This is a genomic window from Mangrovimonas cancribranchiae (assembly GCF_037126245.1).
Classification (GTDB): domain Bacteria; phylum Bacteroidota; class Bacteroidia; order Flavobacteriales; family Flavobacteriaceae; genus Mangrovimonas; species Mangrovimonas cancribranchiae.
In genome coordinates this window covers 654,702-680,240 of sequence record NZ_CP136925.1, presented here as the reverse complement: position 1 = coordinate 680,240, position 25,539 = coordinate 654,702, and the positions used below count along the sequence as shown (strand labels likewise).

At 35.0% G+C, this 25,539-nt stretch carries 17 protein-coding genes and 2 tRNA genes; 6 read left to right on the top strand and 13 right to left on the bottom strand.

The annotated features are described in order from the left end of the window. Nucleotides 1-53: 53 nt before the first annotated feature. Nucleotides 54-1,319, bottom strand: coding sequence for a type IX secretion system outer membrane channel protein PorV (porV, locus tag R3L15_RS03040; protein ID WP_338733153.1), 1,266 nt, complete (start codon nucleotides 1,317-1,319; stop codon nucleotides 54-56). A 33-nt stretch (nucleotides 1,320-1,352) separates the two neighbouring features. Then, a complete protein-coding gene (gene porU, locus R3L15_RS03035) occupies nucleotides 1,353-5,225 on the bottom strand; it encodes a type IX secretion system sortase PorU (RefSeq protein WP_338733152.1) in 3,873 nt (1,290 codons plus the stop codon). Between the two features lie 267 nt (nucleotides 5,226-5,492). Here porU and gldJ point away from each other — a divergent pair, with 267 nt between their 5' ends. Next, nucleotides 5,493-7,181 carry a gliding motility lipoprotein GldJ gene (gene gldJ, locus R3L15_RS03030; protein WP_338733151.1) on the top strand — a complete coding sequence of 563 codons (1,689 nt, stop codon included), beginning with the start codon at nucleotides 5,493-5,495 and terminating at the stop codon, nucleotides 7,179-7,181. Between the two features lie 70 nt (nucleotides 7,182-7,251). Further along, nucleotides 7,252-8,532 (top strand): UDP-N-acetylmuramoyl-tripeptide--D-alanyl-D-alanine ligase, encoded by a 1,281-nt coding sequence (gene murF, locus R3L15_RS03025; RefSeq protein WP_338733150.1) that lies wholly within the window; start codon nucleotides 7,252-7,254, stop codon nucleotides 8,530-8,532. Between the two features lie 119 nt (nucleotides 8,533-8,651). On the opposite strand, the gene R3L15_RS03020 is transcribed toward murF, so the two are convergent. The 10 genes from R3L15_RS03020 to R3L15_RS02975 all read right to left on the bottom strand — a co-directional run bounded on the left by R3L15_RS03020 (nucleotide 8,652) and on the right by R3L15_RS02975 (nucleotide 16,757). Further along, nucleotides 8,652-9,380, bottom strand: coding sequence for a LuxR C-terminal-related transcriptional regulator (locus tag R3L15_RS03020; RefSeq protein WP_338733149.1), 729 nt, complete (start codon nucleotides 9,378-9,380; stop codon nucleotides 8,652-8,654). A 136-nt stretch (nucleotides 9,381-9,516) separates the two neighbouring features. Further along, nucleotides 9,517-9,591: transfer RNA gene (locus tag R3L15_RS03015), tRNA-Val, on the bottom strand. Between the two features lie 42 nt (nucleotides 9,592-9,633). Next, nucleotides 9,634-9,708 (bottom strand) — tRNA-Val (locus R3L15_RS03010). A 64-nt stretch (nucleotides 9,709-9,772) separates the two neighbouring features. Continuing rightward, nucleotides 9,773-10,996 carry a folylpolyglutamate synthase/dihydrofolate synthase family protein gene (locus R3L15_RS03005; protein ID WP_338733147.1) on the bottom strand — a complete coding sequence of 408 codons (1,224 nt, stop codon included), beginning with the start codon at nucleotides 10,994-10,996 and terminating at the stop codon, nucleotides 9,773-9,775. A gap of 8 nt (nucleotides 10,997-11,004) precedes the next feature. Next, nucleotides 11,005-11,850 carry an energy transducer TonB gene (locus tag R3L15_RS03000; RefSeq protein ID WP_338733146.1) on the bottom strand — a complete coding sequence of 282 codons (846 nt, stop codon included), beginning with the start codon at nucleotides 11,848-11,850 and terminating at the stop codon, nucleotides 11,005-11,007. A 1-nt stretch (nucleotide 11,851) separates the two neighbouring features. Continuing rightward, nucleotides 11,852-12,244, bottom strand: a complete 393-nt coding sequence (locus R3L15_RS02995; RefSeq protein WP_125467567.1) for a biopolymer transporter ExbD — start codon at nucleotides 12,242-12,244, stop codon at nucleotides 11,852-11,854. Then, nucleotides 12,245-12,949 (bottom strand): MotA/TolQ/ExbB proton channel family protein, encoded by a 705-nt coding sequence (locus R3L15_RS02990; protein WP_338733145.1) that lies wholly within the window; start codon nucleotides 12,947-12,949, stop codon nucleotides 12,245-12,247. Nucleotides 12,950-12,990: 41 nt separating this feature from the next. Continuing rightward, nucleotides 12,991-14,385 carry a sodium:proton antiporter NhaD gene (gene nhaD, locus R3L15_RS02985; protein WP_338733144.1) on the bottom strand — a complete coding sequence of 465 codons (1,395 nt, stop codon included), beginning with the start codon at nucleotides 14,383-14,385 and terminating at the stop codon, nucleotides 12,991-12,993. A 9-nt stretch (nucleotides 14,386-14,394) separates the two neighbouring features. Further along, on the bottom strand, nucleotides 14,395-15,621 hold the full coding sequence (locus R3L15_RS02980) for a Glu/Leu/Phe/Val dehydrogenase dimerization domain-containing protein (RefSeq protein ID WP_338733142.1): 1,227 nt from the start codon (nucleotides 15,619-15,621) through the stop codon (nucleotides 14,395-14,397). 68 nt (nucleotides 15,622-15,689) lie between these two features. Further along, nucleotides 15,690-16,757: an anhydro-N-acetylmuramic acid kinase gene (locus R3L15_RS02975; protein ID WP_338733141.1), complete on the bottom strand. Its 1,068-nt coding sequence runs from the start codon at nucleotides 16,755-16,757 to the stop codon at nucleotides 15,690-15,692. A gap of 98 nt (nucleotides 16,758-16,855) precedes the next feature. On the opposite strand from R3L15_RS02975, the gene R3L15_RS02970 reads away from it, so the two are divergent. From R3L15_RS02970 to R3L15_RS02955, 4 genes are all read left to right on the top strand, one after another. Next, a complete protein-coding gene (locus R3L15_RS02970; RefSeq protein ID WP_125467572.1) occupies nucleotides 16,856-17,998 on the top strand; it encodes an acyl-CoA dehydrogenase in 1,143 nt (380 codons plus the stop codon). Between the two features lie 296 nt (nucleotides 17,999-18,294). After that, entirely contained in the window at nucleotides 18,295-19,449 is a 1,155-nt protein-coding gene (locus R3L15_RS02965; RefSeq protein WP_338733140.1) for a hypothetical protein, read from the top strand. A 12-nt stretch (nucleotides 19,450-19,461) separates the two neighbouring features. Then, on the top strand, nucleotides 19,462-21,081 hold the full coding sequence (locus R3L15_RS02960) for a BCCT family transporter (RefSeq protein ID WP_338733139.1): 1,620 nt from the start codon (nucleotides 19,462-19,464) through the stop codon (nucleotides 21,079-21,081). A 3-nt stretch (nucleotides 21,082-21,084) separates the two neighbouring features. After that, entirely contained in the window at nucleotides 21,085-21,948 is an 864-nt protein-coding gene (locus tag R3L15_RS02955) for a universal stress protein (RefSeq protein WP_338733138.1), read from the top strand. Between the two features lie 72 nt (nucleotides 21,949-22,020). On the opposite strand, the gene R3L15_RS02950 is transcribed toward R3L15_RS02955, so the two are convergent. Continuing rightward, nucleotides 22,021-25,464, bottom strand: a complete 3,444-nt coding sequence (locus tag R3L15_RS02950; RefSeq protein WP_338733137.1) for a methylmalonyl-CoA mutase family protein — start codon at nucleotides 25,462-25,464, stop codon at nucleotides 22,021-22,023. Nucleotides 25,465-25,539: the final 75 nt, after the last annotated feature.

Sequence of the window (25,539 nt, the reverse complement as noted above, 5' to 3'; positions counted from 1 at the left end):
AACTATTGCATTCGCAATAGTTTTTTATCAATCTTTTATTTTAAGGCGTCCTATTAATATTCTTGGTACGCATTTCTATCGATGTTAAACGACAACGTAAAGCGTAACGTATTTTCTAAAGGACTTTGCACTTTTGATGCTGAGAATAAATAAGATAAATCTACCCCAACAACATTGTATTTAAATCCTGCGCCTAGAGCAAAAAACTTACGCGCACCTTTTTCTTCGGATTCATTGAAATACCCTGCTCTAAAGGCAAACGAATCTTGGTAACGGTACTCGGCTCCTAAAGCCCAAGTCCATTCTTTCATTTCTTCGCTAAATCCACCTGGCGCATCGCCAAACGATTGGAACATTCCTTGAAAAAAGCCTACGTCTGGATCTTGGCCATCCATAATTACAGAAGGCGTCACAATAGCTCCTAATTCATCTGTATCGGTTTCATCTGTACCATTTTCTGGATCGTAAACACCATTGCCATTATTATCGGTATATTCATATTCTGTCCCGTATTTAGGTGGTGTTGGCACTAATAATTTTGTTACTTCAGCAGTTACAGCAACGGTATTGTATTGGTCTAAAATAAAATCGAATCCACCACCTAAACGTAAGGTTGTTGGTTGAAAGTTTTCTTGACCTTGAGCATCGTATTTAAATTTTGGGCCTATGTTTTGTATAGCAAAGCCTAAACGCGTTCGCCCATTAAAATTAGCATAAGCTTCTTCTTCGCTTTGGTAATATCCTGAAATATCTACACCAAATGTACTCGCTGGTTCTGGATCGCCAGAATAACCAGGTAATTTTAAATCGGAATGTAAAAAACGCATGGCAACCGCCATAGAGAACTGCTCGCTTAATTTTAAAGCATACGATACATCCAAGGTAAACTCGTTAGGGTTCATAGCCAGTGGTGTACTATTTTCATCTTGTACAAATTCAATTTCTCCTAATGAAAAGTACCTAAAACTAGCTCCAAAAGCACTTCGTTCATTTAAACGATTAAAGTACGTTAATCCTCCCAGAAATATATCATCTACTAACTTACTTAAATACGGGGTATAACTTACCCCAACACCTTGTTTAGTCTCGGAAAAGGCATATTTTGCTGGGTTCCATTGTTGGGAAAAGGCATCTACGGATGTTGCCACTCCCATATCTCCCATACCTGCTGCTCTGGCATCAGCCGCAATTAACACAAACGGCAATCCTGTGGTTATAACGCGGGAATCTTGTGCATCTGGAATTGTAACTGTTTGTGCTTGTGCCTGTATTTGCACTCCAAAATATAAAGCAGATAGGGCAAGAATGTATTTTTTCATAAACATGATTTATTTAACAAATATAATTTTTTCTTAAAGGATAACAAGTTTCTCTATTTTCTCTACGGTTTTATTTAATGATGGGGAATGTACTTTTAATTTATATACATACACGCCTTTTCCTATTTTATCGCCAAAATCGTCTCGACCATCCCAAATAATGTCTCTTGACAAGGACGATGTTCCATTATTGCAACAATTAGAGGAATTAGTTTGACTGTTTAAAGTTCTTACTAATTTCCCTGAAACCGTAAATATTTGTACTGAAACGTTTAACGGCGATGAACTATTGTGGTTAAACCAAAATTCGGTGTAATTAACAAAAGGATTTGGATAATTCAATACATTATCGATAACAAGTTGCTGATTTTCGTTCTGTACCACAAATTGGATTTCGGAGGTGGAAGAATTATTATAAACATCCCAAGCTTTTAATGTTAATGTATGTAAGCCTGGGTCTAAGTTACGAAAAGGGTAATTTACAATTCCTCTTTGAAAGTTATCTAGCTCGGTTTCGTAGTAATCGTTTAACACAAACGGATTGGTTTCATCGCCATCGATTATTGCTACAATATCATGTCCAATGCCACTTGCTGTATTAATACCATTATCATCTTCCAATTTCACTAATAAACTTGGAGACTCGTTAGTTATGCCTCCTGAGACAAAACTTTCGTCATTCATAAACAGGTTTATAATGGGGCCATTGTTGTCTTCTGGAGCTTCGTTATTAATACCCCCTATTAAAATGGTATTTACAGCGGCACCAGATTGGTCGTTTAATTGCTCGTCTTGTTTTGCATAAAAACTAACTTTACCGTAACCTTCGTTTATACCAATATCTCTAGGCATGACGAATTCGAATTCAAACTGCCCGTTGGTTATGGAAGCTTGTCCTCTAAAGAGTGTTTCTCCTAAGGTTTCAAAAGGCATAATTATAAGCTGACCGCCGGAACGCGTTCCATCATTCCCTAAGGTTTCACGTTCAATTTTTTTATCGAAAATAGTTGTAGAAAGCACGCCATTATAATTTGAAAGCACATTGCCTGAAACATCAGTAACTTCGCCAGAAATTTTTACTCTATCAAGTGCTTTTAGCACATCAATTCCTTGGTTTAAAGGCACATCGTTAACAGCGGTTAATCTTACATTAGGCTTAGGAAACGCTAATTTCATGGCTGGATCACCTATAAAAAACACTAAACGTCTTTGCCCAATACCTGAGATATTAGGATGGTTTTTGGTTAGCCTTAAAGCCTCTGCCATTGAGGGAAACTCATAATCTTGATATTCATCGTCGTCATTAAATGAAAATAGATATTCTTCTAAAACATTATTAAATGTAATACCAACATTTACAAATATTTGACGTGTTGTTGAGATTAATCCAACGGCACCTCCATTTTCATTCCAATAAGTAAACTCGCCTGCTGTTGGACGTAACGGGTTATCAAAACGAGTATATTCGCAGGTTACCGTTACAAAACAATTAAGTTTGCAAATATTATTTAAGCTTTGTGAATCTGGTTTTTGAAAAATACGTTCGTGTGCTAATCCGTCTTCCCCACCATGGCCAAAGTAATTAATTACTAAAGCGCCATTTTCAATTGCATTTAATAGAGCTGTATTTACAGTAGGGTAACTATCTCCACCTGCTGTAGACTCTTGCTGATAAGCATCCATATGAATCTTTATGGGGTTTAAAAACGGGTGTTCCTCAGTAATGGTATTTGCAATCCCATCTGTGGTTTCTTGCAAGACACTTTCCCATTCTTCATCTATATCGTCTGATAAGACGACAAAATTATTTCGCCATCTACCAAAAGAAGCTTCTTTGTAATAAGTCTCTATTTTATCAACTAAAATTCTCGCACGTTGTGGTGTATCTGCTAAAATTCTTCCTACAGCAATATCTAGTTTATCTGAAGTCGCCATGGTTCCTTCATTATCCCCCATCATACCATAAAAATCATCAGACACAAAGGAATTGGTTAAGTTAAAACTATTGTACGCATGCCAAGAAGGCACTATGTTTGTATTATTTTCTATTCTGTTTTTATAATCAAATGATGCATCGCCAAATAAGCATAAATATTTAATTCTATGTTCTGAGGAACTTGCGTTATCATAAATATATTTTACAAGGTTTCTTATAGCTCCAATATCTGGGTTACTTGTACTAAATTCTGAATAGATTTGACTTAAAGAGACTACTTTAACATTTAAGTTGTTGTAATTGCGATTAATTTGCGCTAATCGTTCGGCTTGATTAAGCATATTTTGAGGAGCAACTATAAGGTAATCAATATCTTCAAATTCGCCTTGTTGGTTTTGAAAAATTGTGCCTTTTAAGTTTTGATTACTCACTCGTGTACGCTCACCTAAAAATGCTTGGTAATAATCGGAAGGCGTGACAAGCGCGTAGCTTTTTTCACTCCCTAAATTGGACGTAAAACTTAGTGTATTACTATTATCTGTATTAACAAAATTAGTAACGTTATAAACATCTGTTACATCCCAAATTTCTGATACTTGTGACGTATTGGTAATATCATATTGTCCAATCCCATTTTCACGACTAACATCATTGTTTTTAAATGTAAGTTGTCTTCCAGAAAAGTTAAGATTCCTGGTAGCTTCTATAGCAATATAATCTAAATAGGCCATAGAACTTGGATTCCCACTATTATTATAATTTAAATTAACTGTAATTGTGGATGAATTAACATTAACATCTTGTGCATAACTAGCTGGAATAGCTAAATTAGAATCGGTAATAGGTGAAAATATTAATGTAGAAACATCTTGAGAGTTAATAGAAACATCTAAACTTGTAGAAACCTCTGCTGTTGATGCTGTTTGTATATTAAAACTTACAGGCTCTGTTTCAACAAGATCAGGAAATTGAAATGTGAATGTTTTATTATTCTCAATATCAAAACGGTCCCCAAACCAACGTCTTCCTACTCTTACTAAATTAAACTCATCGCTTTCATGAAATTGATAGTCATGAAATGTATTTATTACCATATCTACATTTCCTGTAGGTTGAATAAAAGGCTGAATACGTTTCCCCAAACCTGGACTTATATTAATATAGTAATAAGTTCTATTAGTATAACAGTTTACGTGTGTGCCTTTTTCAACATCCCAGGATTTTGGCCCTTGACCATAAAATAAAATATAGTCATTATCATTAAAAACGCCATCGCTTTCTCCAACCACTCTAATGGCATTTTCACGAACATCGTAGGACTGAGGTAATGCATTGGAGTAAGGAATCATATTACCGCCATTACCATACAGTTTTATAGTTCTTGGATCAATATCGTTAACATTAACACCTAAGTTTGACAGAAAACTTTTCGATAATCTAAACACCCCCGTTTTATCGATATAAAACTTAAACCATTGTCCAGTACTTAAAGCAGAGTCATCAATATTTTGCCTGTTACTAGCATTTCTATTATAACTACCCAAATTGTAATCTACCGTAAAAGAAGTTACTCTCTTAAAAGAATTATTATTCAATTTTATTATCGGTGACAACTTAAACTCTACGCCAGAAACCCCACGAGCCTCTGTATTTTTTGCTGAAAATCTTAAATTATTAGGAATAGTACTAACATCGACATCTTTTAATTGCGCTCTCGAAATGGTTTCATAAGTAACATTATCAACCGAAACAGAGGCTTCATTTATAAATCCACTTTGCCACTGCGTTATAAATTGTAACCCATCAATAGCATTGTAATTAAAGTTCTCTTTATTAAAAAAAGGTACTTCTACTTTATAACTACTAGTAAACAATGTTTGATACCCATCCCACTGAATTTCAAACTGCTTTTGTTGCGCATGAACATAAGTACTAACTAAAAAAACAAAAAGTATTAATTTCTTTTTCATTGGTAGCAATAACGTAAATAATATGGCAATATTATTGATTAATAGCACGTTTTTTAAAAAACGTTTCAAAATTACAATAATAAAATAAAATATTTAGCGTTATACTACGGCAAATAATTATGATTAAACCCAAAAAATCATCGTTGTAATGCATAAATTACAGGATGAAATGCATGTTTTTTTATGTAAATTTTTAATTTTTGCTTGTAATCTTGGGTATAATTATTATATTGCGTCACCAAAAATATTTTAAGCTTACTTAAACGTATGGATATGAAAAAAGCAATGGTATGTAAGGTATTGTTAACTACGGTTTTAGCAGTATCTCTTGTTGGTTGTAAAAGATCTTCCAGTTCAAACACCTCACGAGGAACTGGTTGGGACATTAACTCTAGAGATGGTGGTTTTCAATACAACACCGATTTTAAAGAGCAAGAAACAGCTCCAGGATTAGTATTTGTTGAAGGCGGAACTTTTACCATGGGTAAAGTTGGAGACGATGTTATGCACGATTGGAATAATAGTCCAAATCAACAACACGTACAATCCTTTTACATGGATGAAACAGAGGTAACCAATAAAATGTACACAGAATACTTAGATTGGATTAAAAGAACTTACCCACCTACAGAAGAAAATTTTAAAGGTATTTACACTGGTGCTTTACCAGACACTTTAGTTTGGAGAAACCGTTTAGGTTACAACGAAGTTATGACTGAAAATTATCTTCGTCACCCAGCATATGGAGAGTATCCAGTTGTTGGTGTTAGCTGGATTCAAGCTGTTGAATACGCTAATTGGAGAACAGACCGTGTTAACGAATTATACCTAGAAGAAGAAGGTTACATTACTAGAGATGCTAAAATAGCAGTTGAAGCTGGCGAAACATTTAACACAGACACTTACATTAATGCGCCTACACAAACATACGGAGGTAACGATAGTATTATTAGCCCACAAAATACTAGAAGAAGAGTACAAACTACTGCTTCTGGAGATACTATTAATGTACACGCAGGTAGAGAAACTGGTATTATTTCACCAGATTATAGACTACCAACCGAAGCTGAATGGGAATATGCTGCTTTAGGCCTTACAGAGTTAAGAAACTACAATATTTATAGAGGTAGAAAAAAATATCCATGGGATGGCCAATATACACGTTCAGGTAAACGTAAAGTAAGAGGTGATCAATTAGCTAACTTTAAGCAAGGAAAAGGTGATTATGGTGGAATTGCAGGTTGGTCTGACGATGGTGCAGATATAACCAATGCCGTAAAACAATACGAGCCTAACGACTTTGGTCTTTACGATATGGCTGGTAACGTAGCCGAATGGGTTGCCGATGTTTACAGACCTATCGTAGACGATGAGTTTAACGACTTTAACTACTACCGTGGTAACGTGTATACAAAAAACTCTATTAGTGAAGATGGTACCGTTAAAATTGTAACAGTTGATGAAATTGTTTACGATACACTTCCTAATGGCGATGTTATTGCAAGAGATTTACCAGGTGAAATCGCTCAAGTTCCTGTAGATGAAGACGAAACTTACTTAAGACAAAACTTTGATAGAAGTGATAACCGTAACTTTAGAGACGGTGACAAACGTTCTTCTCGTTACTACAGAGACTACGATGAATTTGATGATGGCAGAAAAACAACAGCTTCGCAAACAAGAAAAATGTATAACTCTCCTAAACACAATGTAGAACATGTAGACTCTACAGGTGAAATGATTAGAGAATACGATAAGTCTAACAAAAGAACATCACTTATTAACGACGAAGTAAGAGTTTATAAAGGTGGTTCTTGGAAAGATAGAGAATATTGGTTAGACCCTGCTCAAAGACGTTATTTCCCACAAACTATGGCCACAGATTATATTGGGTTTAGATGTGCTATGTCTAGAGTAGGATCAAAATCTAAAGGAAGAAACAAAACAAAGAATTAAGTAATAATTCAACGTTTAAAAAAAGCTAAGCCCTGATTTTTTATCAGGGCTTTTTTCTTACATTTACTTTATGACAATTAATGCTCTTTATAAACTATTTTTAGAATGTAGTGCGGTTTCTACAGACACCAGAAAAATTAACCCAGGTGATTTATTTTTTGCCCTAAAAGGTGACAATTTTAATGGCAATACTTTTGCCAACAAAGCTTTAGAATTAGGCGCTAAATACGTAGTAATAGACGAGAAAGAATTTAAAACATCAAATAACCATATTCTTGTAGAAGATTGTTTAAAAAGCTTACAAGACTTAGCAACTCATCATAGACAAACATTAAAAACGCCTATTATAGCATTAACAGGTAGTAATGGCAAAACCACAACCAAGGAGTTAATTAAAGCCGTATTATCTGAAAAATATAGCGTAACGGCCACTAAAGGAAATTTGAACAATCATATTGGCGTTCCTTTAACGTTGTTGGACATAAAACCCGATACAGATATTGCTATAGTTGAAATGGGCGCTAATCATCATAAAGAAATTGCCTTTTTATGTAACATAGCGCTACCCGATTTTGGCTTAATCACTAATTTTGGTAAGGCTCATTTAGAAGGCTTTGGAAGCTTAGAAGGTGTTGTAAAAGCTAAATCGGAATTATACGACCACTTAAAAAAGTATAACAAGATTATCTTTTTTAATGAAGATGATAAAACACAAACGAAACAAATTGGCGACTATAACAATGCGTGTTCATTTGGTTCATCTTCTAAAAATACTAAAATCACCTTTATAGCATCAGAGCCTTTTGTCGCATTAGAATATATGTCTGAACGCATAAACAGTCACTTAATTGGACAGTATAACTTTAATAACATTGCTGTAGCAATAGCTGTTGGAAAATATTTTAAAGTTCCTAAAACGGCCATAAAACAAGCTATAGAAAGTTATGTCCCATCTAATAATCGTTCGCAAATTATAAAAACAGCGTCTAATCAAGTTCTTCTCGATGCTTATAATGCAAATCCTACAAGTATGATGGCTGCTCTTGAGAACTTTGCAAACCTCAACTATAAAAATAAAACACTTATTTTAGGTGATATGTTTGAGCTTGGAGATAATGCTTTAAACGAGCATCAACATATTGTATCTTTTTTAGAGAAACAAAATGATATAACAGCTATAGTTGTAGGAGAACACTTTTCAAAAACTAAAGCTTCATCTGCAAATATGTTGGCATTTAAAACATACGCAGATTTAGCTAATCACTTAAAAGAAACGCCGCTAAAAAACAGGTACATTTTAATTAAAGGTTCTAGAGGAATGGCGCTGGAAAGAGCTTTAGATGTATTATAAAAAAAAGAGCACTCAACATTAAATAACGATAAGCGCTCTATGATATTCCCTTAGATTAATAATAGCAATTCAAAGATCGGCATCATTAACCTAATACACAATACTCAATTTGAGTATTTTTATAGTAAATTTTGATTTATTTTTAGCATTCCTATTAACTCTCCTGTAGAGTTTATATTTAATTTCTTTAAAATATTTCTACGGTGTGTATCAACTGTATTCGAACTAATGTTTAAACGTTCAGCAATTTCCTTACTAGAATAATTAAGCACTAACAAGCGTACAATATCGCGCTCTCGATTAGTTATCTCATTATCTAAAAGCTTTTTATTAAAACAATTAAAATACCTTGTTTCATATTCGCCATTATCGCTTAAATATTTTGCTGTAGCCGTAACATCCAATTTTATGTTAGGATCTAAAACGGTATAATGGGCCAACCCTATAATTGGTTTCATAAAAGCATCAAACTCAAGAGGTGTTGTATTTTGAACAATATTTACATACTTACCATGACCATTTTTAAATCGGTAATTCCAGGTATAACTCATTTTATAACGTTCCTGCTCATCAATTTCATTTAACGTATAATCCATGAGTGAGTTTAATGCCTTTAACCAATGCTCTACATCATCTGGGTGAATTCTACTCCAAAAATAATGCATGGCATCTTGTTTAAATTTTTCGGGTTCAATAGCTAAACAAGAAAACATATTCTTGCTTATATATTCAAAACCTAACTCTTGTGTGTTTGTAATGCAAAAAAAGGTAGACGTATGAGGTAAAAATGCATCGAGCTCTTTAATTTTTTCAATATGCTTTTTTAATGCTGGTGTATTGTAAGACATAAAAATGTCTTCATAAAGATTCTTAATATTTTTTAAAAGCATAATCTACACATTACTATCTAGTAGATAAAAATAGAAGATTTTTTTGATGAAAGAAACTAAAAATCCTAAAGTTTAGCACTTAGATTTCTTTTAGTGGGTCATACTGGATTCGAACCAGTGACTTCTACCCTGTCAAGGTAACACTCTAAACCAACTGAGTTAATGACCCATAAAAAAAGGTCTGTTACAATAACAGACCTTTTAATTTTTGTGGGCGCGAAGGGATTCGAACCCCTGACCCCTTGGGTGTAAACCAAGTGCTCTGAACCAACTGAGCTACGCGCCCTTCCGTAATGGGATTGCAAATATAATGCAGTTTTTAATATTGCAAAACTTTTTTCGAAAAAAAATTAAATTATTTCGGCTACAGTAAACGTGCTTCCGCCTACAAAAATTAAATCGTCCTCTTTAGCTTGCTCTTTTGCGCTTGAAAACGCCTGATTTACACTGCCGTATATTTTAGACATAAAATTAGCTTTATCAAATTCACTTTTTAATTTTTTTTCATCCATACCTCGTGGAATATCTGGCTTACATAAATAATAAGTTGCTTGTTTGGGTAAAATAGTAAACAAAGAAGTTAAATCTTTATCGTTTACAACACCAAAAACAATATGCAAACTGTTAAATGACTCTTTCATTAATTGATTAATCACTAGCGAAAGCCCTTCTGCATTATGAACTGTATCACAAATAACCTTTGGATTATGCTGTAACACTTGCCACCTGCCTTTTAAACCTGTATTTTTTGCAACATGAAGAAAACCTTGCTTTATATTATCATTTGACACCTTAAAAGAAGATACTTCATTTAAAACAGTTATTACTTGCACCACTGTTTTTATATTTTTTTGTTGATATGCTCCCAACAAATCACTTTTATAAGATAGCTTTTCTTGCAATTGGTCAGCAAAATAAATTGGTGATGCTTTCTCTGCCGCTATTGCCTTAAAAACAGCTTGTGTTTCTTTTTGTGTTTCACCAATAACAACAGGCGTTTTTCTTTTAATAATACCGGCTTTTTCCTTAGCTATAGTCGGCAAATCATTCCCTAAAAACTGTGTATGATCTAAACCAATATTGGTAATAACAGACATTAATGGTTGTATAATATTTGTGGAATCTAATCGGCCTCCTAAACCAACTTCTATGATAGCTATATCAACATTCTTTTTAGAGAAATAGTCAAAAGCCATTAAGGTAGTCATTTCAAAAAATGACAACGATTCTTTTTCTAAAAATGCTTTGTTTCGTTTAACAAAACCAATAACAAACTGTTTACTTAAGGGGGTTCCGTTAATTCTTATACGCTCTCTATAATCTTTTAAATGTGGCGATGTGAATAAGCCCGTTTTGTATCCTGCTTCTTGATATATTGATGCTAGCATATTAGCTGTGGAACCTTTGCCATTTGTTCCTGCAACGTGAATGGTCTTTAAGTGTTGTTCTGGGTGATTTAAATGAGCGGCTAATGTAAGCGTATTACTTAAATCGGCTTTATATGCCGACTTCCCTTGCCTTTGATACATAGGTAATCTGGAAAATAGCCATTTTATAGTTTCTTGATAAGTCATGGGACGGCTTACTGTCCTAAATTGAAGTTTACTTTCACAAAGCCTATTTGTTTGGCTGGCGCATTCGCATCTGGTCGCCATTTATGAGACAATGCTATTTTTTTTGCTGGCTCTAACAAGCAAGACGCAGTATTAGTAGTTCCTTTAACTCCTGGTGTTGCTTGAATTACATTTCCTTTGCGGTTTACAATAATCTTAACGATTACCATACCACTTTCATTACAATCTTGTCTTAAGGTATTGTAAGTAGCTTTACCGCGACCGTTTAAGCCATAGCCAACACCGCCATTACCGCTACCTGGATCGCCAAAATAACTTGGCGCATAAGGGTCGCCATCTAATTGCCCTTTATCTCCTGCTTGGTTATCGTTACCTTCGCTACCAGTAACACCTTCAGATTTACTAACGCCACCAATAAGAGCATCGAGTTTCTTTTTCTTCTCTTCTTGTTCTCTTTTTTCTTTGGCAATACGCTCGGCTTCGGCTTTAGCTTTGGCTTCGGCCTCTGCTTTTGCCTTAGCTTCAGCTTCTTTTTGTTTTTTTATAGCTATAGATTCTGCAGTTTCTTGAGTCATAACTTCTTCTTTAGCTTCTGAAGAAGTTGATGGTGTGGTTTCTGAAACAGTTTCTTGAGGTGGTTGCTCGACTACTTCAGGTTCAGATTTTACAGGTTTTTTGGGCTGTACTTGTCCTGAGCCAAAGTCTGTAGTCCCAAAATTAACAGCTACGCCATACTCTACTGGCGGATCCATATAAGGCGGACCAACGACAAATAGCAACAGCAGTAAAATTACCGTAATTAATACCGTAATTTTTGCTGAGTTTCTTTCGTGCTTGGTCTCGAGGTACTTCATGTTAATTAGGTTTTACAGCTAGTATAACCTTAAATTTATTTCTATTTGCAATATCCATAACCTTAACTACATTATCTACAGGCACCGATTTTTCGGCTCTTAAAACAATGGTAGGTTGCGAATCTCCAGAAAGCGCATTAATAAGTTCGTTTTCAAGAACACTAACGCCTACTCTTCTTTGGTCGATATAATATGTTAAATCTTTCTTGATACTAACAGCTACCGATTTTTTATTTTCGGTTTTTCCACTGGCTTTTGGTAATAAAATGTCTATTGCATTGGTTGTTACCAAAGTAGATGCTAGCATAAAAAAGATAAGCAACAGGAATACAATGTCGGTCATAGACGACATATTAAATTCGGGGGTTACTTTATTTCTTCCTCTTAAATTCATTTAGATAGGCTCGTTTAAGTGATCTAAAAACTCTAGGGAATTAGCTTCCATTTGGTATACCACTTTATCGGTTTTAACCACTAAATGGTTGTAAGCGATATAACCAACTATACCCACTATTAAACCAGCTACTGTGGTTGTCATTGCTGTATATAAACCATCTGCTAGAAGTTTAATATCAATTTGTCCTCCTGAATTTGCAATTTCAAATATGGATAATATCATTCCAATAACTGTACCAAGAAAACCAATCATAGGAGCTGCACCAGAAATAGTTGCTAGAATACTTACATTCTTTTCTAGGTTGTAGACTTCTAATCTACCTGCATTTTCAATGGCTGTATTAATATCTTCTAAAGGTTTACCAATACGTGTAATTCCTTTATTAATTAGTCTTGAAACTGGCGAGTTTACTTGAGCACACAACATTTGAGCCGAATCTATTTTACCATTACTAACATGATCTTTAATCTGATTCATAAAATTGGCATCTATTTTTGAAGCTGCTTTTATGGCAAATAAACGCTCGAAATAAATATAACAAGCGCCTACTAATAAAATAAATAACAACCCTATAATAATTTGACCTGCTGTTCCACCACTACCAATCAATTCGATTATAGATAACGTTTTTTCGACAGACTCTTCGCCTTCTGGTAATAGCTCGGCACCTTCTTGAGCTTCTTGAATTATTGTATATATCATAAATTAATGAATCTTATAAAACTATTATAACTGATTTTTTGTTAAAAAATTGTTCTTGTAAACATAAATGCGACAGCGCCTACTAAAAACCCTACTAATGCCAACCAAGCAATTTTTTTCAGGTACCAGAAGAAATCAATCTTTTCCATACCCATAGCCACAACACCAGCAGCAGAACCAATAATTAACATACTTCCTCCTGTTCCTGCTGAATAGGCTATAAAGTGCCACAATTCGTTATCGGTAGGTACAGAGAACATTCCTAAACTAGCCGCTACCAATGGTACATTATCAATTACAGCCGATCCTACACCTAATAAAAGCACAACTAAATCAGAAACACCTTCATGGTGTAATTCGGTTCCTAACATCGGCATATTTTCTTGTAATGATTCTGCAAAACCAAATAAGATTCCTAAAGATTCTAAGGCAGCAACGGCCATTAAAATTCCTAAGAAAAATAAAATACTTGGCATTTCAATTTTTGATAATGAATGATGCACAGGACTATGATGCCCTTGGTGATCTGCATCTCCTGTAGTATCAAAAGACATGGCAAACTTAGTATTACTATAAATTTCGGCAAAAATGGCAACTACACCTAAAGCCAACATCATTCCTACATAAGGAGGTAAATGTGTAACGGTTTTAAATATAGGAACCGAAACAATGCCGCCTAATCCTAAATACAACATTGTAGAACTAAACTTGTTTTTAGGTTTATCATTACTGTCGTCTTGACCTTCCAATTCTCCTCTAAATGCTGGTAAAAAAGAGGCAATAAATACAGGAACCAACATACATAACAACGATGGAATAAATAGATATACAAACAAGTGTCCTGTTGTTACTTTATTACCTATCCACAACATAGTGGTTGTTACATCGCCTATTGGAGACCAAGCTCCACCTGCATTAGCGGCTATTACGATTAACCCAGCATACCAAATACGAACATTTCTATCGTTTATTAGTTTTTGAAGTATGGAAATTAATACAATTGTTGCTGTTAAGTTATCGATGATAGCCGATAGAAAGAAAGCCAGAAAAGCAAAAATCCATAAGATTCGCTTTTTACTTTTTGTTTTTACATAATTTTTAATTGTTGAGAAGCCATCAAAATAATCGATAATTTCAACTATAGTCATAGCGCCTAAAAGGAATACTAGAATTTCGGCTGTTTTGCCCAAATGGTGCAACAGCGTTTCTTCCATAAGATGCATTTTTTCTTCATGCGCTAATAAACCAAAGTTATCTAATAAAGCATGCTTTCCAGAATCAAACCATTGGGTAAAGTGATCTAATCCTAATGCTATTAGAGCCCAACAAATAGCCATCATAACCAAAGCTGGGATAAGTTTATCAATTTTTAAATTGTGTTCTAGTGTAATGGCTAAATAACCAACGACGAATACACTAATAATGATTGCTTCCATAATTATTTTTTAAACAAGTTGGCTTAAGGCTATTTCAAAAGCCGTATTACTAATTCCGGTTTTAGATTTATTTTTTTCGTGTACTTTTCTTAGTGCTGCTTCTATAGTTTGCGAGGTGTCTTTAAAAATAGCTTCATCTGTCATTTGTACTCTTCGTTCCATAAAGTAAGCAAAAACTCTGGCCATACCACAATTAGAAATAAAGTCTGGAATTAAACTGACTTTATTATCGGTATGCTCCATAATAGGTCCAAAAAAGATTTCCTTATCAGCAAAAGGTACGTTAGCGCCACATGAAATCACTTCTAAACCTGTGCTAATCATTTCATCTATTTGCGCTTTTGTTATTAATCTTGAAGCTGCACATGGTGCAAAAATTTCGGTTTCGAGAGACCAAATTTTCTCTTTCATGTCTTCGAAAGGAATTAAGTTATCTGCTTGCAGTTTATTTCCTTTTTTAGATAAGAAGAGTTCTGTTATTTCTTCAAAGGTAAAGCCGTCTTTATTTATTAAGCCACCAGAAATATCTATAATACCTACTATTTTAGCGCCCATTTGACTTAAATAAAACGCTGCTGCAGAGCCAACATTACCAAAACCTTGAACAATGGCACGTTTACCTTCTACTGTTCCACCATAAATGCTGTAATATTGTTTTACAGCTTCGGCCACACCATAACCGGTAATCATATCGGCCACAGTATATTTTCTAGCCACACAAGGTGAGAAATTAGGATTTTCTAAAACTTTAATTACACCTTGTCTTAACTGCCCAATTCTATTAATTTTATCAGCATCGGTTGGTTTAAAATGCCCACTAAAAACGCCCTCTTGAGGATGCCAAACACCACTTTCTTCGGTAATTGGAATGACTTCATGGATTTCATCAACATTTAAATCGCCTCCTGTACCATAGTAACTTTTTAATAAAGGTGAAACCGCTTTATACCAACGCTCTAAAACACCTTTTTTTCTAGGATCGTTTGGATCAAAATTAATTCCTGATTTTGCGCCACCAATTGGCGGACCAGAAACGGTGAATTTTATCTCCATTGTTTTAGCAAGAGATAACACTTCATTCATATCTAAACCTTGTCGCATTCTAGTACCTCCACCAGCGGCACCACCTCGTAACGAGTTGATAACAGTCCAGCCTTCGGCCTCTGTTTCAGGGTCTTTCCAGTTAAAAATTATTTCGGGTTCTTTCGCTTCGTACTTTTGAAGTAAGTCTTTCATTTAGGTTAGTTATTCTAGTTAACAAATATATAAAACTCTACACCTTAAATATTAAATTTTCAATAAATTTAAGGTTTAAAAATTGTTCCTGAACTATGATTATATTTCGCGCCTGTAACACTTGATAGGCAATTAATTTCATTACGTAATTTTAAGACACCTAACAAACCAAAAACAATAGCTTCTTTAAAATCTACTATTACATTTTTTGGAATAACGATCTCTTGTGATGTCATCGATTTTAATCGTTCTATTAAATATGTATTATATGCACCTCCTCCAGTAATTAAAACCTTTGCACATTTTTTATGGTTTACCGCCATAGCAATTTGAACAGCAACATGCTCACACACGGTAGAAAGCACATCTTTAACTTGTAGGTTGTATGATTCTACAATAGGAATAAAAATGGCTTTCACCCATTCTAACCCTAAAGATTTAGGCGAACTTTTTTTATAGAATTCCAAATTATTAAGTTCTTCAAGCAATGTTTTATTTACTGTTCCAGAGGAAGCTATTTTTCCTTGATTATCATAAGCAAAACCTAATTGATCAACATAATAATTTAGTACTATGTTAACTGGGCAGATATCGTAAGCAATTCTCTCATTATTTATTTTGGTTGAAATATTAGCAAAACCTCCTAAGTTTACGCAAAAATCAAAATCGTTAAATAATAGCTTATCTCCAACAGGCACTAGCGGCGCTCCTTCCCCACCTAAAGACACATCCTGAACTCTAAAGTCACAAACTACAACTTGGTTTAATTTTTCAGCTAATAGCTTCTTATTACCTATTTGATATGTAAATCCATTGTGAGGTTGATGTAAAGCTGTATGACCATGAGAACATACAGCATCTATATACTTTAGTTTATACTTATTGATAAACTCATCAATAATTTCAGCTAAATAAACAGTATAATCACAATCAACTTGTTGTAAGTCTTTTTCGGAGAGCTCAGTTAGATTTTTAAGTCTTTGCACCCAGCTTTTAGTATACGAAACAGTCTCTTTATCAAGGCAATTAAAAGACCAAATTCCATCATTCACCTTAAAATTCACGTAAACTAAATCTACGCCATCTAAAGATGTCCCAGACATAACACCTATTACATTATAATCTTCCTTTAACATATTCGGTAAAAATAGAAATCCTTATTGAAAAAATCACATTAAAAAGCTATCTTTGACAACATTTTTTATCAAATTAATAATTCACTATACATAGGCTTATGGATTTTAGCTTAACAGAAGAACATATGATGATTCGCGACGCTGCTCGCGATTTTGCAAAAACCGAACTTTTACCAGGCGTTTTAGAACGTGATGAAAAACAAGAATTCCCACAAGAGTTAGTAAAAAAAATGGGGGAACTTGGTTTTATGGGAATCATGGTAGACCCAAAATATGGCGGTAGCGGTATGGATGCTACGTCTTACGTTTTAATTATGGAGGAACTTTCTAAAATCGATGCTTCGGCTTCGGTTATTGTTTCTGTAAATAACTCTTTAGTATGCTACGGTCTGGAAGCCTTTGGTACAGAAGAACAAAAACAAAAATACTTAACAAAATTAGCTACTGGTGAGTTTGTAGGTGCTTTTTGCCTTAGCGAACCTGAAGCTGGTAGCGATGCTACATCACAAAGAACAACCGCCGAAGATAAAGGCGACCATTACATTATAAACGGTACAAAAAACTGGATTACTAGTGGTGGACGTGCCGATGTTTATCTGGTAATTGCACAAACAGATAAAGACAAAGGGCACAGAGGAATTAACGCTTTTATTGTTGAAAAAGGCACGGAAGGTTTTGATGTTGGCCCAAAAGAAGACAAGCTAGGTATTCGCGGTAGCGACACGCATACATTACAATTTAACAATGTAAAAGTACCTAAAGAAAACCGCATTGGTGAAGACGGCTTTGGATTTAAATTTGCCATGAAAACACTTTCTGGTGGACGCATTGGAATTGCTTCTCAAGCACTAGGTATTGCTGCTGGCGCATACGAACTAGCATTAAAATACTCTAAAGAGAGACAAGCCTTTGGTACTGAAATATGTAATCATCAAGCTATTGCATTTAAATTAGCAGATATGGCTACCGAGATTGAAGCTGCTCGTCATTTAGTAATGAAAGCTGCCTGGGATAAAGACCAAGGTAATAATTACGACCAATCTAGTGCTATGGCTAAACTATATGCTAGTAAAGTTGCTATGGACACAACAGTAGAAGCTGTTCAAATTCATGGCGGTAATGGCTTTGTAAAAGAATACCATGTAGAACGCTTAATGCGTGATGCTAAAATCACTCAAATTTATGAAGGTACAAGTGAAATTCAAAAAATTGTTATTTCAAGAAATGTCTTAAAAGACTAAATAAACAACTTTTTATTACATAAAAAAGACGGCCTTATGCCGTCTTTTTTTATATGCTATATTAAACCCTTCTACCTATTCCCAAAAAAAGCTATATTTGTAGTATACATGAAGGTCATTAAATTATACACCCTTAATAATAGTCGCGTCTATTCTCGCGCATACGGCGTTAATAGATGTCAACCCCATCGGTTTGTACCTCCACCTCATTTATAGTTTTACTCCAACTCAAAACTATAACTAACCTACGCTTTGTGTTAGGCTAAACAAGCTTTTAACCTTAAATAACCTGTATTTTGAAAAATCTCTTGTGGTTTATTTTTACTATTCCATTTATTGGCACAGCACAAGACACCCCTGAAATAAAATTTGGTGGCGCGTTACGATTTAATTACATCTACTCGTCTTGGAAGCCCGAGCAAAAAAAACAAGGTGGTGATTTTATGTACGATATGTTTCGTGTTAATGCTAAAGCAGCATACAAAGGCATTAAATTGAATGCCGAATACCGATTATATTCTGATGCGTTTGGTGGCGGTGTTTTAAAACAAGGATGGCTTAGCTACAGTTTCAATGCCAGAAACCACATACAAGTTGGTTTAACCCAGGTTCCTTTTGGTATTCAACAATACAATTCTCATAACTGGTTTTTCAACATTGGTTATTATGTTGGCCTAGAAGACGATCATGATATTGGCGTTAAGTTTATTCACGAAAAGGAAGAAGGTTTCAACTACCAAATAGCTTTTTTTAAAAATGCCGAAGCTATCTCCTTTGGAGGAAATAGCGACACCTCTTTTAGCAGATATTCTTACGACGTATCATCTATGGATGTTGATGGAGATGGCGAACTAGATTATAGAAATAAAGAAATAAATCAGTTTAATTTTAAAGTAAACTACAAGCTAAACCGCAAAGATTTTAAACATCAAATGGGTGCGTACACCCAATATGGCGGTCTTTACAATTTAGACACCAAAGACATTGGAAACCATTATGGTTATGGTATATTTTACGAATTAGATTATAAAAAACTAAATATAAAATCTGAGCTTTTACATTATACAAAATCACCAAAAAACCCAGAGTATGAAAGTAAATCGGTTTTTGCTATGGCTGCTTATGGCACACCTTATTTAGTGGCTTCAAAAGCAAATATGGCAACGCTAGCTATCGCTTACACAATACCTGTAAATTGGAAACCTATTGAAAGTTTTCAGTTTTACAACGATTTTGGGTATATTAATAAAATTACTAAAGGGTTTACAGATAGTTACATGAATGTCACTGGAGTTGGTGTTTCTGCAGGACACCTTTATACTTATTTTGATTTTGCTGCCGGGAAAAACAATTCTTGGTTAGGCGGAAACTTTATTGACGATTTTGCTCAAGGAAATCCAGATGCAAAATGGGAAGCCAGATTTAATATAAATATTGGATATTACTTTTAAACAACGTCTATTATGGCAAAAAAAATTATTAGAAGCGACGAAAAGAAATCTATATTCGGTCTTGAAATTAATGGCCCTGTATTCTTTTCTTCTGCTATCATTATTATTATTACAATAGTCTTAACATTAGTATTTAAAGACACCGCTAAAGAACATTTCGACAACATACAAAGTGCTGTCGCTAATAAAGGTGGGTGGTTTTTTATCCTCATGGTTAATGTCTTTTTATTTTTTATGGTCTATCTAGCTTTTAGCAAATATGGCAGACTAAGAATTGGTGGGCAACATGCTAAACCAGAATTTAAAACTATGTCGTGGTTTGCTATGCTTTTTAGTGCTGGAATGGGAATTGGCCTTTTGTTCTGGAGTATTTCAGAACCTATTACACATTTTTCTTCACCCCCAATAACAACCGAAGGTGGCGCCGTAGCAGCACAAGAAGCTATGAATTTCACATTCCTCCACTGGGGCTTTCACGCCTGGGGTGTTTATGCTTTAGTAGGACTTGCATTAGCATATTTCACTTATTCTAGAGGACTGCCTTTAACTATAAGGTCTGTATTCTATCCTTTTTTAGGCGATAAAGTATATGGTGTTATAGGAGATATTATTGATATTTTTGCTGTTTTAGCAACCATTTTTGGGTTGGCCACTTCCCTTGGATTAGGTGTAAAACAAATAGCTGGAGGTTTAGACCACGTATTTAACATACCCGGCGGACTAACAACACAAATATCTTTAATAGCAGGTGTTACAGCAATAGCCACAATCTCTGTTGTACTAGGCGTAGATAAAGGTGTTAAGTTTTTAAGCGAATGGAATATGCGTATTGCCGTGCTACTATTATTATTAGTTGTTGTTTTAGGACCAACCATATATATATTTCAGTCTTTTGTACAGAATACCGGAAGCTATTTTTATAACTTTTTAGAAATAGCGACTTGGACCGAAAGCTACAACAATACCGGGTGGCAAAATAGTTGGACCGTTTTTTACTGGGGCTGGTGGATTGCATGGTCTCCTTTTGTTGGTATTTTTATAGCGCGTATATCCAAAGGACGTACAGTTAGGGAGTTTATTTTAGGCGTATTAATTATTCCTGCTTTGGTGACTTTTTTCTGGATTAACGCCTTTGGAAGTACAGCCGTACAAGAAGCGCTTTTGGGCAACCTAACTATTGTAGAAGCTGTTAAAGACGATGTAGCAACCGCTATGTTTGTCTTTTTAGAAGATTTTCCTTTAGCTACAGTATTAAACATTGTTGCCATTATATTAGTCGCTGGTTTTTTTATCACCTCTTCAGATTCAGGATCGTTAGTGGTTGATAGTATTACCTCTGGAGGCAAAATTGATGCTCCAGTTGCACAGCGTGTATTTTGGGCAGTAACAGAAGGTACCGTCGCAGCTGTATTACTTGTTGGTGGCGGACTTAAAGCACTTCAAACAGCTGTAATAGTTACTGGACTCCCTTTTGCATTAATTTTACTCGTCATGTGCTATTCGTTACTAAAAGGCCTTAAAGAAGACCTTTTTAAACTTAAAAAACGTGAACAGCAAAAGGAAATTGATAACTACAAAGACATTGTCTCCGGTATTGTTAAAAAAAGACAGATTAAAGAACCTAAAAAATAATTTATGGCAACTACAATTAACAACATACTTGTCGCTTTAGATTTATCTGATATAGATGAAACTTTAATTAGATATGCATCCTATTTATCTCATGTTTTAAAAGCAAAAAAAGTCTATTTTGTTCACAACATAAAAAAGTATGAAATCTCAGAATTATTTGAAAATCAACTAGAAGACCTGAACCTAGAAGAAATGATAGGTGACGAATTGAACGAAACTATAGAAAACCTTTTTGAGAGCAAATCAGACTGGGAAGTACTAATCTCTAACGATCCCTATTCAGAATCATTAATAAGCTACATCGTTAATAAATACAGTATACAACTAACTATAGTTGGTAACAAAAATAGAGTTAAAGGTACTGGTGTTGTAAGTGGAAAATTATTGCGTATGCTAAAATGCCATCTACTTACTATTCCAAAAGACTCAAAGCCAACCATTAATAATCTTTGTATTGGTACCGACTTTTCTAACGCGTCAAGAAAAAGCTTTATTATGGCTAGGCAACTTAAAGAGGCCACAAACTGCATTGTAAAAGCTGTCCATATATACAATGTACCTCTACAATTTTCTCCTTATTTACCCAAACAAAACTTAATTCCAACCATTGAGAAACATATTGAGGAAAAATCTAAAAAATTCATTAAACGACTTAAAGACGACGCTAAAGATGTTGCTTTTGAAATTATTCCAGGACGCAGCTCTAGTATAGATGAAAACCTTCACGAACAATGTAAAAAAGAAGATTTTGATATGCTCATGGTTTCAGATAAAGGCGGAAATACATTCTCTTCGTTATTAGTCGGTAATGTCACCGAAGAACTTTTTAATGAAGACTTAGAACTTCCGCTTTGGGTATGTAAATAAAGGTTTAAACTAAAAACACCCCAGACTAAAAGTTTGGGGTGTTTTTTTATATAATTCTATAATTTTTTAAGGCTACATATTTCTTCTGTATTGCCCACCTACCTCAAATAACGCTGTTGTAATCTGACCAAGCGAACATACCTTTGTAGCTTCCATAAGCTCTTCAAACATATTCTCATTATGTAATGCTGCCTGTTGCACTTTGTTTAAAGTCGCCTCAATTTTATCTTCATAGGTTTTATGAAGGTTTTCCAACGTACTTATCTGGTTTTGTTTTTCTTCTTCAGTTGCTCGAATGACCTCTTTTGGTTGAATAGTTGGCGAGCCTTTACTGCTTAAAAACGTATTCACTCCAATAATTGGGAAGTCACCATTATGCTTTAAAGTTTCATAATACAAACTTTCTTCCTGAATTTTACTTCGCTGATACATTGTTTCCATAGCACCCAAAACACCTCCACGTTCGGTTATTCTATCAAACTCTGTCAATACTGCCTCTTCAACTAAATCGGTTAATTCTTCAATAATAAATGCCCCTTGAATTGGGTTTTCATTTTTAGCCAACCCTAATTCTTTATTGATAATCAACTGAATGGCCATTGCACGACGCACACTTTCTTCGGTTGGTGTTGTAATGGCTTCATCATAGGCATTAGTATGTAACGAGTTACAGTTATCGTAAATCGCATACAATGCTTGAAGTGTTGTTCTAATATCATTAAAATCAATTTCTTGCGCGTGTAAACTACGCCCGGACGTTTGAATATGATATTTCAACATTTGCGCTCTCGCATTGGCACCATATTTATGTTTTAAGGCTTTAGCCCAAATTCTACGAGCCACACGACCAATAACTGCATATTCAGGATCGATACCATTACTAAAGAAGAACGATAAGTTTGGCCCAAATTTATTGATGTCCATACCTCGCGAGAGATAATACTCTACATAAGTAAATCCGTTGGCTAAGGTAAATGCCAATTGTGTAATTGGGTTAGCACCAGCTTCAGCAATATGATATCCAGAAATAGATACTGAGTAAAAATTACGTACTTGATTTTCTATAAAATATTCCTGCACATCACCCATTAAACGCAAGGCAAATTCCGTAGAAAAAATACAGGTATTTTGCGCTTGATCTTCTTTTAAAATATCGGCTTGTACCGTACCACGAACTTGCGCAATGGTTTTGGCTTTAATTTCTTCATAAACTTCACTTGGTAACACTTGATCACCGGTAACTCCTAGTAACATCAATCCTAATCCATCATTCCCTTCTGGCAGTTCGCCGTGATATTTTGGGCGTTCTTTTCCTTTATATATATCAGCAATCTTCGTTTCTACTTCGGCTTCCAAACCGTGTTCCTTAATATACAATTCACACTGTTGATCAATAGCGGCATTCATAAAAAAGCCTAATAACATTGGAGCTGGACCATTAATAGTCATACTTACCGACGTCATCGCATCGGCTAAGTTGAATCCTGAATACAATTTTTTAGCATCGTCCAAACAACATATACTCACCCCTGCATTTCCGATTTTTCCGTAAATATCAGGTCTATGATCTGGGTCGTTTCCATAAAGCGTTACACTATCAAAAGCTGTTGACAAACGCTTTGCTGGCATTCCTAAACTCACATAATGAAAACGACGGTTGGTACGTTCTGGTCCACCTTCGCCAGCAAACATTCGTGTTGGGTCTTCACCTGTACGCTTAAACGGATACAATCCTGATGTATAAGGAAACTCTCCCGGTACATTTTCTTGCAATACCCAACGCAACACATCTCCCCAAGCTTGATATTTTGGCAAGGCTACTTTTGGTATTTGCGTATGTGATAAGGACTCGGTATGGGTTTCAATTTTAATTTCTTTGTCGCGAACCTTAAACGAATAAATAGGGTCTTTATATCTATTGACTTTATTGTCCCATCCTGTAATAACTTCCCAATTATAAGGGTCAAGATTCATTTTAACACGGTCGAATTCTTTTAGTAATAAGTTTAAGAAATCCTTAGTACTATCGTCCTGATTATCATTCAGAATAGCTTCTTGATTTAAACCATTTTTATCAAGAATAGACTGTTCTTTATCTTCTATAATTTCTGCTACTGAACAAATGGTTTTGTAAACACCATATAATTTTTGAGCTACGACAACCTGTTCGTCAGCAGTTTTGTCATAAGCACGATTATTTTCTGAAATTTCAGATAGATAACGTGTTCTTGAAGGCGGAATAACAAAAATCTTCTCGCTCATTTCTTTCGAAATCTCGAAAGTCGATTGCAAATCAGCTTCGGTCTTATCCACAATCTTATCCATAATCGCCTTGTAAAGCGTATTCATTCCTGGATCGTTAAATTGCGAAGCAATGGTTCCAAATACAGGTAAATCCTCTTGCTTAACATCCCATAATTGATGGTTACGCATATACTGTTTTTTCACGTCACGCAAGGCGTCTTGAGCGCCACGTTTATCGAATTTGTTTATCGCTACCAAATCGGCAAAATCCAACATATCAATTTTTTCCAATTGCGTGGCCGCTCCAAATTCTGGTGTCATCACATATAATGACACATCGCTATGCTCTAAGATTTCGGTATCACTTTGGCCAATACCCGAAGTTTCTAAAATAATGATGTCATATTCAGCTGCTTTTAAGACTTCAACAGCTTCATTGACATATTTTGACAACGCTAGATTGGACTGACGTGTAGCCAAACTACGCATATAAACACGTGGCGAGTTAATGGCATTCATACGAATACGGTCTCCCAATAATGCACCACCCGTTTTGCGTTTTGAAGGATCCACAGAAACAATACCGATGGTTTTTTCTGGAAAGTCGATTAAAAATCGTCGCACCAATTCGTCTACCAAACTAGATTTACCAGCACCACCAGTTCCTGTAATTCCTAATACCGGCGTTTTTGATGTTTTATTTTTGTTATGGATAACATCTAATGCCTCTTTAGCTATTTCTGGAAAATTTTCAGCAGAAGAAATAACACGCGCTATGTTTTTAGGGTTTTGCTCAGAAAGTGTGTTAACCTCTCCATTTAATTGATCGCCAATGGCAAAATCAGATTGTTTTACCAAATCGTTAATCATCCCTTGAAGCCCCATTTCACGGCCATCGTCTGGCGAATAAATACGTGTTACACCATAATCCATAAGTTCTTTAATTTCTTCAGGAAGAATAACGCCGCCGCCGCCGCCAAAAATCTTGATATGGCTAGCGCCTTTTTCCTTCAGTAAATCATACATATATTTAAAGTACTCGTTGTGACCTCCTTGATAGGAGGTCATTGCTATGGCATTGGCATCTTCTTGTATGGCTGTATTAACCACTTCTTCAACACTACGATCGTGCCCTAGATGAATAACTTCCACGCCTGTAGATTGAATAATACGACGCATGATATTTATAGCCGCATCGTGCCCATCAAATAGCGAAGCTGCTGTTACAATTCTTACTTTATGCTTAGGTTTATAAGGTGCAATTTGTTCCATTGATAAAAAATGTGTTTTTAAGGAGCACAAATTTACGGATTATTCAATAAAAACAGCGAATTGCTTTTTATATTC

Coding starts and splice junctions, on each gene's coding strand:
- porV (WP_338733153.1), bottom strand. CDS start 1,319: ATGAAAAAATACATTCTTGCCCTATCTGCTTTATATTTTGGAGTGCAA.
- porU (WP_338733152.1), bottom strand. CDS start 5,225: ATGAAAAAGAAATTAATACTTTTTGTTTTTTTAGTTAGTACTTATGTT.
- gldJ (WP_338733151.1), top strand. CDS start 5,493: ATGGATATGAAAAAAGCAATGGTATGTAAGGTATTGTTAACTACGGTT.
- murF (WP_338733150.1), top strand. CDS start 7,252: ATGACAATTAATGCTCTTTATAAACTATTTTTAGAATGTAGTGCGGTT.
- R3L15_RS03020 (WP_338733149.1), bottom strand. CDS start 9,380: ATGTCTTACAATACACCAGCATTAAAAAAGCATATTGAAAAAATTAAA.
- R3L15_RS03005 (WP_338733147.1), bottom strand. CDS start 10,996: ATGACTTATCAAGAAACTATAAAATGGCTATTTTCCAGATTACCTATG.
- R3L15_RS03000 (WP_338733146.1), bottom strand. CDS start 11,850: ATGAAGTACCTCGAGACCAAGCACGAAAGAAACTCAGCAAAAATTACG.
- R3L15_RS02995 (WP_125467567.1), bottom strand. CDS start 12,244: ATGAATTTAAGAGGAAGAAATAAAGTAACCCCCGAATTTAATATGTCG.
- R3L15_RS02990 (WP_338733145.1), bottom strand. CDS start 12,949: ATGATATATACAATAATTCAAGAAGCTCAAGAAGGTGCCGAGCTATTA.
- nhaD (WP_338733144.1), bottom strand. CDS start 14,385: ATGGAAGCAATCATTATTAGTGTATTCGTCGTTGGTTATTTAGCCATT.
- R3L15_RS02980 (WP_338733142.1), bottom strand. CDS start 15,621: ATGAAAGACTTACTTCAAAAGTACGAAGCGAAAGAACCCGAAATAATT.
- R3L15_RS02975 (WP_338733141.1), bottom strand. CDS start 16,757: ATGTTAAAGGAAGATTATAATGTAATAGGTGTTATGTCTGGGACATCT.
- R3L15_RS02970 (WP_125467572.1), top strand. CDS start 16,856: ATGGATTTTAGCTTAACAGAAGAACATATGATGATTCGCGACGCTGCT.
- R3L15_RS02960 (WP_338733139.1), top strand. CDS start 19,462: ATGGCAAAAAAAATTATTAGAAGCGACGAAAAGAAATCTATATTCGGT.
- R3L15_RS02955 (WP_338733138.1), top strand. CDS start 21,085: ATGGCAACTACAATTAACAACATACTTGTCGCTTTAGATTTATCTGAT.
- R3L15_RS02950 (WP_338733137.1), bottom strand. CDS start 25,464: ATGGAACAAATTGCACCTTATAAACCTAAGCATAAAGTAAGAATTGTA.